This is a genomic window from Virgibacillus byunsanensis (assembly GCF_042675965.1).
In the GTDB taxonomy this organism is placed as follows: Bacteria; Bacillota; Bacilli; order Bacillales; family Amphibacillaceae; genus Virgibacillus_R; species Virgibacillus_R byunsanensis.
On the sequence record NZ_JBHTKJ010000021.1, the window covers coordinates 50765 to 64521 of the forward strand.

Annotated in this window: 13 protein-coding genes and 1 other annotated feature; all 13 genes read right to left on the minus strand. The window is 34.6% G+C overall.

From position 1 onward, the window contains the following. Positions 1–50: 50 nt before the first annotated feature. The gene (locus tag ACFQ3N_RS08880) at positions 51–1166 is read right to left on the minus strand and encodes a Nif3-like dinuclear metal center hexameric protein (RefSeq protein WP_390361535.1); all 1116 of its coding nucleotides are present in this window, start codon (positions 1164–1166) and stop codon (positions 51–53) included. Further along, entirely contained in the window at positions 1147–1866 is a 720-nt protein-coding gene (locus tag ACFQ3N_RS08885) for a tRNA (adenine(22)-N(1))-methyltransferase (RefSeq protein WP_390361537.1), read from the minus strand. Before ACFQ3N_RS08885 ends, ACFQ3N_RS08880 begins: the two co-directional genes overlap by 20 nt. A gap of 75 nt (positions 1867–1941) precedes the next feature. Continuing rightward, positions 1942–2319, minus strand: a complete 378-nt coding sequence (gene cccA / locus ACFQ3N_RS08890; RefSeq protein ID WP_390361539.1) for a cytochrome c550 — start codon at positions 2317–2319, stop codon at positions 1942–1944. A gap of 103 nt (positions 2320–2422) precedes the next feature. After that, positions 2423–2974, minus strand: a complete 552-nt coding sequence (locus ACFQ3N_RS08895) for a hypothetical protein (RefSeq protein ID WP_390361541.1) — start codon at positions 2972–2974, stop codon at positions 2423–2425. 72 nt (positions 2975–3046) lie between these two features. After that, a complete protein-coding gene (rpoD, locus tag ACFQ3N_RS08900) occupies positions 3047–4168 on the minus strand; it encodes an RNA polymerase sigma factor RpoD (RefSeq protein ID WP_390361543.1) in 1122 nt (373 codons plus the stop codon). Positions 4169–4199: 31 nt separating this feature from the next. Next, a complete protein-coding gene (dnaG, locus tag ACFQ3N_RS08905) occupies positions 4200–6008 on the minus strand; it encodes a DNA primase (RefSeq protein ID WP_390361545.1) in 1809 nt (602 codons plus the stop codon). A gap of 493 nt (positions 6009–6501) precedes the next feature. Further along, entirely contained in the window at positions 6502–7305 is an 804-nt protein-coding gene (locus ACFQ3N_RS08910) for a pyruvate, water dikinase regulatory protein (RefSeq protein ID WP_390361547.1), read from the minus strand. Between the two features lie 18 nt (positions 7306–7323). Further along, complete coding sequence (locus tag ACFQ3N_RS08915; protein WP_390361549.1) at positions 7324–7953, minus strand: helix-turn-helix transcriptional regulator; 630 nt, start codon at positions 7951–7953, stop codon at positions 7324–7326. A 143-nt stretch (positions 7954–8096) separates the two neighbouring features. Beyond that, positions 8097–10181 carry a glycine--tRNA ligase subunit beta gene (glyS, locus tag ACFQ3N_RS08920; RefSeq protein WP_390361551.1) on the minus strand — a complete coding sequence of 695 codons (2085 nt, stop codon included), beginning with the start codon at positions 10179–10181 and terminating at the stop codon, positions 8097–8099. Further along, a complete protein-coding gene (glyQ, locus tag ACFQ3N_RS08925) occupies positions 10182–11066 on the minus strand; it encodes a glycine--tRNA ligase subunit alpha (protein ID WP_390361553.1) in 885 nt (294 codons plus the stop codon). A 363-nt stretch (positions 11067–11429) separates the two neighbouring features. Continuing rightward, positions 11430–11605, minus strand: a binding site (T-box leader). Positions 11606–11667: 62 nt separating this feature from the next. Continuing rightward, positions 11668–12411: a DNA repair protein RecO gene (gene recO, locus ACFQ3N_RS08930; RefSeq protein ID WP_390361555.1), complete on the minus strand. Its 744-nt coding sequence runs from the start codon at positions 12409–12411 to the stop codon at positions 11668–11670. 43 nt (positions 12412–12454) lie between these two features. Beyond that, positions 12455–12604 carry a YqzL family protein gene (locus ACFQ3N_RS08935; protein ID WP_390361557.1) on the minus strand — a complete coding sequence of 50 codons (150 nt, stop codon included), beginning with the start codon at positions 12602–12604 and terminating at the stop codon, positions 12455–12457. 96 nt (positions 12605–12700) lie between these two features. Then, positions 12701–13603, minus strand: coding sequence for a GTPase Era (gene era / locus ACFQ3N_RS08940; protein ID WP_390361559.1), 903 nt, complete (start codon positions 13601–13603; stop codon positions 12701–12703). Between the last annotated feature and the right edge of the window lie 154 nt (positions 13604–13757).

Sequence of the window (13757 nt, forward strand, 5' to 3'; positions counted from 1 at the left end):
ATTTATAATCATCAGCTAACTTATTTTGGTACTCCTCTTTCCTAAGCATTTTAAACAAACTGGAATGGATCCGTATTGGAAACGGAGGTAATTATTTCAACACTGTTATCTTGAATTTGTTCTTCAATGTAATGTTTCACAGCTTGTATCATTACCTTTTCAGCATGGTGACCTGGGTCGATAATAGAGAGCCCTTTTTGCCATGCATCTTGAGCAGTATGAAAAGTCACATCTCCAGTAATATACACATCTGCACCATGCTTTATTGCTTGATCAATGTATTTTTCTCCACTGCCGCCTAAAATTGCAATTTTACTTATGTTCTTATCTAAATCCCCTGTTACCCGAACATGTTGCACATTCAACACTTTTTTTACATGCTCACTTAAATCTTTTAAGCTCATATCAGTTTGCAGCTTTCCTGATCGACCAATACCATACGTAACTCCTTCATTTTCAACTGGGAAAATATCGTACGCAACTTCTTCATAGGGATGTGCTTTCACCATTGAGCTTACTACTTTTGATAGCTTATTCTCTTGTACAATTGTTTCTACCTTAACTTCATCAACTTTTGTGAGATCATTCTTAGAACCAATATATGGATCTGTACCTTCAAGAGGCATAAAGGTACCCTGTCCTTCTGTTTGAAAGGTGCAATGACTATAATTACCAATATGGCCTGCACCACTATAACTTAGTGCGCTTCTCAATTGATCTACATGAGTACTAGGAACATATACAGCTATCTTATATAACTGTTCTGTATATGTTGGGAGTAGTACTTCACGCTTTCCCATTAACAATTCGTCGCACAGCATGTCATTTACACCGCCATGCGCTGCATCTAAGTTGGTATGGGAAGCATATACAGAAATATCATATTTGATCAATTTTTGAATAATTGCACCTTGAGGAGAATTTACATCAATTTGGTTTATCGATTTAAAAAGGATTGGATGATGTGCAATAATTAAATCCACATTTTTTTCAATAGCCTCATCTACTACAGAATCTAAAACATCTAAGGTAACCATTATTTTTTTTACAGGGTTCGTAAATGAGCCAATCTGCAGTCCAACGTTGTCCCAATCATACGCTAAATAACGTGGTGCCCATTCTTCTAACAGTTGAAAAACATCTGAATTAAGAGTGATCCGTTTCATCAATCAAGACCTCCTTCATCCATTTTAGTTCTGTTTCAAATTGTTGAATTTTATCCTTGTTCGGTTTAGTTGCCTGTTTCATCTGTTCAACTACCCGGTACAATTTATCATATTCGTGCTGCCACTTTAGATAAAAGACCTTTGTCCTTTTTTTTAATAAAACAGGACCAAATAATAGTTGTTTATCTGTAAGGTCTATTTTAACATTGTTCATTTTCTTGTCAGCAACAATTATTTCATAAATATGACCATTTTCCTCGATGATGTCTTCATTACTGATATAGAAGTTTTGCTCAACTAACCAATTTCGAACAGTTCTAGCATCTACATTTGGTTGAGCAATAATTCGTGTTACAGTATTTAACTTCCTTTTGCCATCCTCGAGAATGGATGTTATTAAAGAACCACCCATTCCTGCAATGACAAGTTGTTCTATTTCATCCTCTTTTAAAACGTGTAGGCCGTTTCCTAATCTAACTTCAATCGCGTTCAACAATTGGTAAGATGTAACTGTTTCAAGTGCGCTATTATATGGACCTTCATTTACTTCACCGGCTATCGCATTTGCGGTTGAATCTCTCATACAAGTATAACAAGGTAAATATGCATGATCAGATCCGATATCTGCAAAAAAGGCTCCTTTAGGCAGGTAGGAAGCAACCGTTTCTAACCGTTTAGAAATTTTTAATTTATTTATCATGATGATCTCCTACTATTAAGAAAAAAGCTTTCTGCGTTTAGTCAGAAAGCTTCTATTCTATAGAATATGTTATTATTACTTCATTTCAGAGAGCCATTCCGCCAATACCTCTGCTTGGTCATCAGTAGCCATTCCAGGTGGCATGCTTCCCTTACCATTAATAATTATATCTTGAATATCTTCCTTCGAATAATCATTACCTACTTGTGTTAGATCTGGTGCTGAACCGCTTGATAAGTCTGCACCGTGACAACTTGCACAATTACTTTCAAAGATCGCTTCAGGATCATCACTAGTTTCACCATCTTGTGCTTCTTCCTGTTGCTCTTTGCCACCCTCTTCATCTTGTTGAATAGTCTCGCGTTGATTTATACCAATACTTGATAAAACAATTACCAAAAGTATCCCAATCAGTGCTATTAACGCATAAGGGATAACTGGGTTCCTCTTCATTGTATTTCCTCCTTATGTAATCCCCATATTCTATTTTATTTTAAAAAGCTAAATACATTTTACTCGAAAATACTATTAGTTTAAAGAGATAAGATGTGAAATTTTATAAAACAATATAAAAAATAGTAAATATAATACCGAATACACTAGTAATTTTTAAGTATTTAATATTGTTTTTTTTACTAATTATAAACCAAGATACAAAATGAATGAGCAGAAGTATAGCAATTACCCAATCCGAATTCCATAACAGACCGGTCAAAAACATGGTTGTTAAAAGGAGAAGGAACAATAACACGATTAGCGAAAGATGATAATACATGTCCTTGTCTTTTCTAAAATTCTGATACATCCAAAAAGAATATCCAATAAAAAATAATAGCGTACTTATTTGCAATACCATAGAAAATTGAGTAAAATAAATAACAAGAAATGAAAACGGTATCAATAAAAGCAATAAAATAATTTGAATAAATGTTGTTGGTTTAAATTTTTTATGTGATTTTGTACTTGGTTCAGTTTCAATCTGATCTTCACCGTTTGTATATAATGCTAAAAGGAAATCACAATATACATTTGGGAGTAGATTATGCTCTTTCCAGTAGTTAATTTCTTTAACAATCGTAGCAATGCGATTTTCAGTCAGACTAACCACCCCAATGTATACGTTATATCATACAAAAGAGCAGCCATTGTCTACAATAATGAGCGCAATGACTGTCCTTGTTTACTCTAGGAAATCTTTCAATCGCTTACTACGACTTGGATGCCTAAGTTTACGTAATGCTTTGGCTTCAATTTGACGAATACGCTCACGTGTAACACCAAAAACTTTTCCTACTTCTTCTAAGGTTCTAGTACGACCATCATCTAGACCAAAACGTAATCTTAATACATTTTCTTCTCGATCTGTAAGTGTATCTAATACATCTTCTAGTTGCTCTTTGAGAAGTTCATAGGCAGCATGATCTGATGGTGATACAGCTTCCTGGTCTTCAATAAAGTCACCTAAATGCGAGTCATCTTCTTCTCCAATTGGTGTCTCTAATGACACTGGTTCTTGCGCAATCTTTAAAATATCTCGAACTTTATCAGGAGACAGTTCCATTTCCAAGCCAATTTCTTCTGGAGTCGGTTCCCTCCCTAAGTCCTGTAGTAATTGACGTTGAACACGAATAAGCTTATTAATAGTTTCAACCATATGAACAGGTATGCGTATAGTTCTTGCTTGATCTGCAATTGCTCTTGTTATGGCCTGACGGATCCACCACGTAGCATACGTACTGAATTTGAATCCTTTACGGTAATCGAATTTTTCTACAGCTTTAATTAATCCCATATTACCTTCCTGAATCAAATCTAAGAATAGCATTCCACGTCCAACATAACGCTTGGCTATACTTACAACAAGTCGAAGGTTTGCTTCAGCAAGACGTCTTTTCGCTTCATCTTCACCATTTTCAATTCGATGAGCTAGGTTAATTTCTTCTGCAGCTGATAATAAGTCGACTCTTCCTATTTCCTTTAAATACATCCGAACAGGATCATTTATTTTAATACCTAGTGGTACACTTAAGTCGTTCAGATCAAATTCCTCTTCTTTTGCTATTTGTTGCATTTTTGGATCTTCATCTGACTCACCAATTACCTCTACACCTTGTTCCGCTAGGTACCCATAAAACTCGTCCATTTGTTCAGATTCAATTTCGAAATTAGACAAACGATCAGCTACTTCTTCGTAAGCTAATGCACCCCGCTTTTTACCTAACTCAAGCAATTGTTCTTTTGCTTGGTCGAGTGTTAGCTCACCTTCATTTTCTTTCGTTTGTGATAATTTTTTTTCGGCCATGAGTCCCCCTCCTTCCAGACTACATAATCATTCAATTTAGTAATTGTTTACGGATTTCAATAATTTGCATAGCTATTTGTGCTGCCTTTATTGGATCATTTTCTTGTTCAGCTATTTTTTGTTGTTGTTTGAGTTGATTTATATTTGCTATATCATTACTCTCAGCATTAATTATTCTTATATAATCGTTAATTTCCTGATCACTTATATTGTCATAAACAGGAATCATTGCAATTTCAATTACTAACTGCTTCAATGTTTCGTCTGTCAATTTTTCTACAAACAAACTAACATCAGCAGGATTTCCTTCTTCATAGTAAGCATACAAGTGGGTAACAACTATTTTATGCTCATCTATATTAAAGGATGCTCCTATTTCCTCCTGCACTTTATCAGTTATGGCTATATCTTGCAACATATATGCAATCAGCTGTCTTTCAGCATTATGAAAAGCCGGTAGTAATTTTTTTGATTGATAATTATTAGTTGCCCTATTAGTATATCTGTTCTTTTCTCTCTTATCCTTATGAACACCCATCTTTTGACGATGAGCTTGAATTTCTTCAACTAGTGTGTCCATTGTTACATTATATTCATTACTAAGCTCTTTTAAGTAATATTCCCTTTCAACTGAGCTCTCAATCCCTGCAATTTGCTTTAAAACAGTTTCAATATATTTAATGCGGTCTCCTTCTAAACTAAGGTTGTAATTTTTTTTCAAATACCGCATATAAAAGCTCATATATGTGTGGCTTGCTTTAATTACTTCATTTATAAATGAATCTGCACCATACTGTTTAATAAATTCATCTGGATCTAAATTATTCTTTAAATTTGCTATTTTCACCTGGAATCCAATTTTCCGTAAAAGACTTGCAACTTTAAAGGTTGCATCTATACCTGCATCATCAGCATCATAGCAGATAATAACGGTGTCCACATATCGTTTTAATAATTTAGCTTGATTTTCGGTTAAAGAAGTTCCCATAGTAGCTATACCGTTTTTAATCCCTGCCTGGTAAGCTGATATAACGTCCATATACCCTTCAAACAAAACAGCCTCATTTTGTTTTCGAATATGCTTCTTTGCTAAATCAAAATTATATAATGTTTTACCTTTTTGAAAAAGTTCACTTTCAGAGCTATTTAAGTATTTGGGTTCTTGATCAACCACAGTTCGGCCACTAAATCCAATGGTCTTACCTAGATGGTTCCTAATTGGAAATATTACTCTACCTCTGAACCGATCTGTTACATTGCCATCCTCTTGCAATGTGAGTAAACCCGCTTTAACAAGTACTTGTTGATGAAAACCTTTTTTTTTAAGAAACTCCGCAGTAAAATCCTTTACATTTGGTGCGAAACCAAGTTGGAATAAATCTACAATTTCATCACTTATTCCTCGATCTTTAAAATATTGATAGCCCTCTTTTCCATCCTTTGTATAACGTAATAAATGATGATAAAGCTTAGTTAACCATTCACTAGCCGATAATATTGTTTGATTCTCAGGTGTAAGCGAACTTTCTTGTTTATAACTTCCTTCTGGTAATGTCACACCACTTCGGTCAGCCAAGAACAATATCGCTTCATGAAAAGAGTAGTTTTCCATTTCCATTAAAAACGTAACCACGTTTCCCCCTTTTCCACAACCAAAACAATGAAAAATTTGTTTTTCCTGCGTGACTGAAAAGGAAGGGGTTTTCTCACCATGAAATGGACAAAGCCCAAAATAGTTCCTGCCTTGTTTTTTTAATTGTACATATTCGCCGATAACATCCACTATATCATTGGCTTTTCGAATGTCATCAATAGTTTCCTCAGGTATTTGGTTTGCCATCTTAACCACCATGCTTTACTTGTATTCGAGACTGAATAAAGAAAATCCTTCATGATTCGACAATATTCTTTTATTACCCGAAAAAAATTTCCTTCTATAATGTATTTTAATCTTAGAAGGATCTTTCCTGGTCATAATTTGTTCATTTGTCTTTAGTAAACACATGTCCCATATTACGTATTGTACCTCTTGGAGTTAATATATAAACCCCCTTAACAATTGGTTAGCAACTCAATCATTCTTCCTTTGTTCTTCTATTCTACATAAGTGAATTAGAATCCTTCCTGTTTATTAATGTCTTATTTTTCAGAATATACGACATTAATCATTTCAATAAAATAAATTTTATAGGAAGGTTTTCTATATTTTTGCACAATAAATGATTATAATACAATAATTGATAAATTGCTAATAAAAATACTTATATTTAAAATCTTACCAAAGGAAAACACTCTACAGAAAATCTGTAGAATGTTTCCTATTTAGTAGAGTTTTATTTTTTTATCATTTGCAAAATAGTATTAGCCGTTTCTTCAACAGCCTTATGTGAAACATCAATTACACTACATCCAATTTTATGAACAACTTTTTCAAAGTATTCCAATTCCTCTTTTATTCTTGATAAATTTGCATATGTTGCTTGATCGCCAAGACCTAATGCTTTTAGTCGTTCTTTTCTAATATCAAATAATTTCTCAGGACTTATCTGTAATCCAATACACTTAGATGGGTCCACTTCAAACAATTCTTCAGGTGGATCCACTTCAGGAACAATTGGAACGTTGGCAACCTTTAAGCGCTTATGAGCTAAGTATTGTGATAAAGGCGTTTTAGAAGTACGAGAAATGCCAACCAAGATAATATCAGCCCTTGCTATACCACGCGGGTCTCTTCCATCATCGTATTTAACAGCAAACTCAATCGCTTCTACTCGTTTGAAATAGTCCTCATCTAATTTATGGACTAATCCTGGTTCTAAGCGTGGAGAGTTTTCAAAAACACGCTCCATTGATTTCATCATCGGCCCCATTATATCAATTGCTTCAATATTTAATTCTTTTGCTCGCTTATTTGTATACTCCCGAAGTCTCGGATCAACTAAGGTGAAACCAATAATGCCTTGCTGTTCTTTGGCAATTTGTAATGTTTCATCAATTGTTCCTTCATCTTCAACATACGGAATTCTTTGTATTTTGTATTCTCCATTATTAAATTGACTTAATCCAGCTTTAATTACCAATTCAGCTGTTTCTCCAACAGAATCAGATAAAACGTAAACAAGTGGTTTAACAACCATGTTTATGCTCCTCTCTTCCTATATATGATTATCCGTAATTAATTCTACAAACACTTTAGTAATAGTTGTTTTCGTAATCCTACCCACAACTTCCAAACCTAGATCCGTATCTTTAACTACTGGTATTCCATCAATTTGCTTAGTAATTAGTTTACTAGCGACATCTAACAATAAATCTTCTTTTCTGCATACTGTTATATTAGGCATTCTTGTCATAATAATATGAACTGGCACAGCATTTAAGTCTTGCGTACCAATGCTCGCTCTTAACAAATCCTTACGGGATAGTACTCCTGTTAGACATGCATGTTCACCAACAACAAATAAAGTACCTACATCTTCTAAAAACATAGTGGATATTGCATCATAGACAGAAGCATCTTCCTTAACTACTATGGGAACGGATTGATATTCATGAACTTTGAATTTACTTATCTTTTCAGTTAGGAGTTCTGAACCCGTTTTCCCTGTATAGAAATAACCCACCCGTGGTCTAGCGTCTAAAAAACCTGCCATTGTAAGGATAGCTAAGTCTGGTCTTAAAGTAGCCCTAGTGAGGCCTAACTGTTCTGCAATATTTTCACCTGTAATAGGTCCGTCCTGTTTGACGATCCCTATTATCTGTTCTTGTCTTTTTGATAATTCCACTTCTTCACCACCCAGTAAATATGACATACTATTTACTAATATTATAGCCTAAATAGAGTGAATAGGGAAACGTGTTATATTAATTAGTGTTAAAAAACTGTTTCGAAACGAGTCTTTTCCGAAGATAGGGCGCATTGTCTCTTCTAAAACTGCTGTTTCCATTCAATTAAGGAAAGATCAGCAAAATCTTCTATTAAATCAGCTATACTCTTAACTAGTGCTAATCGATTATTGCGCACTTCTTCCTCATCAGCCATAACCATATTATGATCGAAGAAAGAATGGATTGGCACAGCTAATTTACCTAATTCCTCCAGTGACTTCGCTGCATCTAACTTTCCATTAACATCATGGTAAGATTCTTGAATCAATTCAAATTTACGAAACAGCTCTTTTTCTGAAGAAGTCTCAAATAGAACAGGGTTTATAGTCGTTTCTTGCGCTTTTTTCGATAAGTTTAAGATTCGAACAAGTGCTTCTTGGATATGCTTAAATGTATCATCATTACGTTTTGACGATAATACACTTGCTTTTTCCATAGTATAGCCGATCATACCAATCCTTTTGTCTAATACAGATTGAATAACATCTTGTTCAATTCCCTCTTCTTTTAACAGGTGGGTGGCGCGTAATTGGAAAAAGTCGTGCAGTTCAAGTAACACTTTCCCATAATCTATTTGATCAAAATTCAATTGTTGATATACCTGTTGAGCAATATCCAGTAGTGTTTCAATCGAAACATTCCACTCGTTTTCCTTTACTATTTTCAATATCCCTACTGCTTGTCTTCTTAGTCCATATGGATCCTGTGAACCTGTTGGAATAAGCCCTACTGATAGACAACCTACAATTGTATCTAACTTATCAGCGATACTAACAATTGCTCCCTCAACTGAAGCAGGTAAATTGTCATCTGAGTGAACTGGTTTATAATGCTCAGCAATTGCCTGGGCTACTTTAGCATCTTCTCCAAAATGATTTGCATATGTTTCTCCAATTACACCTTGTAACTCAGTAAATTCATTTACCATATTTGTAGTTAAATCAAATTTACATATTGCTGCTGTTCTAGCTGCATTACGAGTTGTTGCGTTGTCAGTATTTAATAAATGAGACAATTTCTCCGTCATTTGCACAACCCGTTGAACTTTATCACTAATGGTTCCAAGCTTCTCCTGAAAAACAACTTTTTCTAACTTTTCTAAATAAAATTCGATGGAATGTTTTAGATCTTCTTCATAGAAGAATTGAGCATCTGATAAACGTGCATGTAACACTTTTTCGTTCCCTTTTGTTACCGATTCAAGGGCGTAATCATCTCCATTTCTAACACCAACGAAGTAAGGAAGAAGCTTTCCATCACTTGATTTTACTGGAAAATACCGTTGATGTTCTTTCATAGATATTATTAATACATCTGATGGAATTGATAAAAATTGCTCTTTAAACGTACCCATGAATACAGTAGGATACTCCACCAAATTTCGTACTTCATTAAGTAACTTCTCATCAATTGGGATTTGGACGTTTTCTTGATTTTCTATATTTCTAATACCGTTTAGAATAAGTTTCTGACGGGCATTTGGATCTACGATGACATAGTTATCCTTTAATTTATTTTCATAATCTATTGGTGTATCTAAAGTAATTTGCTCTCCAAGGAACCGGTGTCCGTACGTTGTATTACTTGTACTTACGTTGGCAATTTCTAAAGAGATAACTGTTTCATCATATAAGGCTACCAACCAGCGGATCGGCCTAGCATATCTCATGGATTGTGTTGCCCATCTCATATTCTTTGGAAAGGTAATAGCTTCTATAATTATTTTGAACGATGGTAACAGTTCAGCGGTTTGTTTGCCTTCAATATTATTTTTCACAAATATATAAGTAGTACCTTTTATCTCTTTTGTATATATATCATTTGTGGTTTTACCTTTTCCTTTTGTAAAACCAATTGCTGCCTTCGTCCAATTACCATCTGCATCTTTGGCTATTTTTTCGGTAGGTCCTTTTGCTTCTTCTTCAATAGTAGTTTGCTCCTCTGCAACACCCCTCACCAAAACGGCAAGTCTTCTTGGTGTAGAGTAAGAGACAAGAGAGTCATACGCAATACGTAATTCATTTAACCAGTCTTTTGTTTTTTCTGCTAGCTGTTTTTCTGCATGGTCAACAAATCTAGCTGGCAATTCTTCTAATCCTATTTCAAATAACACATCCTTCGTCATTTATTTATCCTCCTCTTTTGGTAACATCGGAAAACCAAGTCGTTCGCGTTCTGCAACATATGCTTTTGCAATATTACGTGCTAAATTGCGGATTCTCGAAATATACCCCGTACGTTCTGTTACTGAAATAACACCTTTTGCATCGAGCAAATTAAAGGTATGTGAACATTTTAAAACGTAATCATATGCCGGAAAAACTAAACCTTTTTCCATCGTTACTTTCGCTTCTTGTTCATACATAGAAAATAGTTGGAAAAGCATATCTGTATTTGACTCTTCAAATGTATAAGTTGAATGTTCATATTCAGGTTGGAAGAATATATCTCTTACTGTAACTCCGTTAGTCCATTCTAAATCAAAAACATCTTCCTTATCCTGTATATAAGACGCCAAGCGTTCGATCCCATAGGTTAATTCTACCGCGACTGGATTGGCTTCCAATCCTCCAATTTGCTGAAAATAAGTGAATTGCGTAATTTCCATTCCATCAAGCCACACTTCCCACCCTAAGCCGGCAGCACCTAAGGTTGGGTTTTCCCAGTTATCTTCTACAAAACGGATATCATGTTTCAATGGATCAATGCCGAGTGCCTTTAATGACTCCAAATATAATTCTTGTATATTATCTGGAGATGGTTTCATAATGACCTGAAATTGGTGATGTTGATATAAACGATTAGGGTTTTTACCATATCTTCCATCAGCAGGTCTTCTCGATGGTTCAACATATGCTACATTCCAGGGCTCAGGTCCTAAACTTCGTAGTAAAGTCATTGGAGACATGGTACCTGCACCTTTTTCAACATCGTAGGCTTGCATTAAGATGCAGTTCTGATCAGACCAATGTTTTTGTAGCGTTAATATCATTTCTTGAATATTCTTCATGATTATATCCTCCCGTCATTTAAACCTTAATTTCTTAAAACCCTGTTTTACAACCTTTATGGCAAAAGCCTTGGTTGTACTTATGCAGTAGGAAAGATTTATAATTTCCTGTCTGCTAAAAAAGAACAAAAGCGCAAGCGCCCGTTTAGCGACGTATGGGCTGGACTTATCCGCATGAGATAAAGGAAACACGAAGAGCGGTAGCGAATCGATGTTGACTTATCGTAAGGAGGATCAGGAAGCCCACTAGTCGCTGGGCGCTGGAGCTGGACGTGGCTTAAGCAGTAAATAAATTATCCACAGGCTCCTAATTTTATAATTTCCTAGACAATAAAAAATCCCGTCCCTATGTCTATAAAAAGACATAGGGACGGGACTTTACCCGCGGTTCCACCCTATTTGCTCTATTAAATAGAGCCACTTTATACAACAATTACTCCAGAGTGCCTTCCTTATCGTTCTATTATCCAGCTTTCACTTTCCTGGATTCGCTTTTTAAATAGATATCAATAAGTACTAATCTCTTTCACTGCAATTTACTATCTAACTAAAATCTGTTCAAATAATACTTTATGAACAACATCTTGTCAACTAAATATACCTAGGACAATTTATCAAGTTGATTCAGAAACTTTTTTGACTTCAAAAAATAACCACCATACTGGTCATAATATGTATCTAAAATATGTCGCAGTACTTTTCTGTTTTCCTCTTTCACAGAAATCGTTCCTATTTGTTCCACTCCAACTACAGAAAAGACCCGCAGTAAATTTGCAATAGAATTTAGGAGCGTTGTTGCACGTTCATCCATATACTTACAACTGTTACATAATAGGCCGCCTTCTGAAACTGAAAATACAAATGGTGAATCTTTATTTCCACAATTCACACAATGGTCTACCACAGGAGCAAACCCGCCTTTTTTAAAAAGTTTTAATTCATACATCATTAGCGGTATTTCAGCATCTTCTTTCTCAGCTATCCAGGTTAATGTTTGAAACAATTGATCATAAATATAGGCATCTGGAGCATGCGTGTCAAAGAGTTTATCTGTCAATTCTGTAATATAAGCGGCATAGGCTGTCTTAATGATATCTTCTCGAATAAAACGAAATGAATTAATCATTTCTCCCTGCTGAATAGTGCTTAACCCTGTATTTACGTAAATAAAAAATTCACCATATATGAATGGCTGCGTTACTGCAGCCATTCGACTTTTTGGTTTTTTAGCTCCCCGTGCAATGGCAGATATCTTGCCTAACTTTTTCGTAAATAATGTTACGATCTTGTGCGTTTCCCCATAATCTTGTGTTTTTATCACAATACCATCTATTTTTTCGAGCACACAGTTTCACCTTTCCCTATCTCTTTAGCAATAACATTTAAATTTACAAATTAGTATCTAGTGGTGACACTTCTTGATTTTCCATTTCTACGTTTGATTCATTTGAATTTGGTTCAGTTTCTAACTCTTTCAATAGTAAATAGGTATCAATGTTTCCTGTTTGACTAAATAATTTCCACGTAAAGTCGATCACAAGAAACCCCACCTTTCTTTATAGCATGTTTGAAAAAGTACTTGTTATTAGGATGACCACAGATAACAAAACAATTAGTAATAAATTTTACCATGTTTAATATTCATCACTACGAAAACCATATTCTTTTAGTTGACTTTGCTTATTACGCCAATCTTTCTGTACCTTTACCCATAACTCTAAATATACTTTTGATCCCAGTAACGCTTCAATATCTTTTCGAGCATTTTTTCCAATGTTTTTCAACATACTTCCTTGTTTACCAATTAAAATACCTTTTTGTGTTTTCCTTTCGGTAATGATAGAGGCTTGAATGAAAACTGCATCTGAATCTCTTGTTTCAATGTTTTCAATAACTACTGCAATGGAATGAGGTATTTCTTCTCTAGTTAATTGTAACACTTTTTCACGAATAAGCTCACCAATAATAAACCTTTCAGGATGGTCCGTAACCTGATCTTCTGGGTAATATTGTGGCCCTTCAGGTAAGTGGGTTTTTATGACATTAAGCAAATGTTTTACATTATTTCCTTGTAGTGCTGAAATAGGAATAATTTCCTCGAAGTTATACTTGTTTTTATAAAGGTCTATTAACGGAAATAATTCATCTGGATGGACCAAATCGATCTTATTTAGGATCAAAAATACAGGGCGGTTTACTTGTTGTAATCGATCTATGATATATTGATCTCCTTTACCATAACCTTCCTTGGCATTAATCATAAATAAGATAGCATCAACTTCATTTAATGTATCCTCAGCAATTTTAACCATAAAATCACCTAGACGGTGCTTAGGTTTATGAATTCCTGGTGTGTCTATAAAAACATATTGTGCATCTTTTTCTGTTAAAACACCTTGGATCTTGTTTCGGGTAGTTTGAGCTTTATCACTCATAATAGCAATTTTTTGACCTATAACATGATTCATGAATGTAGACTTCCCTACATTTGGTCTACCAATTATAGCAATGAAACCAGATTTAAAATTATTATCCATTGATGTATCCTCCGAAGCAGTTATTTAGTATATAGTACTACAAAAGTAGTCCACTTTCATATAATCGACAAAAGCTTTTAAAATTTTTCTTTATAAGATAAATAATGACACAACATCGTTTAAGTTTCCATTATTTAATACGAAAAACCCATCA

Coding starts and splice junctions, on each gene's coding strand:
- ACFQ3N_RS08880 (WP_390361535.1), bottom strand. CDS start 1,166: ATGAAACGGATCACTCTTAATTCAGATGTTTTTCAACTGTTAGAAGAA.
- ACFQ3N_RS08885 (WP_390361537.1), bottom strand. CDS start 1,866: ATGATAAATAAATTAAAAATTTCTAAACGGTTAGAAACGGTTGCTTCC.
- cccA (WP_390361539.1), bottom strand. CDS start 2,319: ATGAAGAGGAACCCAGTTATCCCTTATGCGTTAATAGCACTGATTGGG.
- rpoD (WP_390361543.1), bottom strand. CDS start 4,168: ATGGCCGAAAAAAAATTATCACAAACGAAAGAAAATGAAGGTGAGCTA.
- dnaG (WP_390361545.1), bottom strand. CDS start 6,008: ATGGCAAACCAAATACCTGAGGAAACTATTGATGACATTCGAAAAGCC.
- ACFQ3N_RS08910 (WP_390361547.1), bottom strand. CDS start 7,305: ATGGTTGTTAAACCACTTGTTTACGTTTTATCTGATTCTGTTGGAGAA.
- glyS (WP_390361551.1), bottom strand. CDS start 10,181: ATGACGAAGGATGTGTTATTTGAAATAGGATTAGAAGAATTGCCAGCT.
- glyQ (WP_390361553.1), bottom strand. CDS start 11,066: ATGAAGAATATTCAAGAAATGATATTAACGCTACAAAAACATTGGTCT.
- era (WP_390361559.1), bottom strand. CDS start 13,603: ATGGATAATAATTTTAAATCTGGTTTCATTGCTATAATTGGTAGACCA.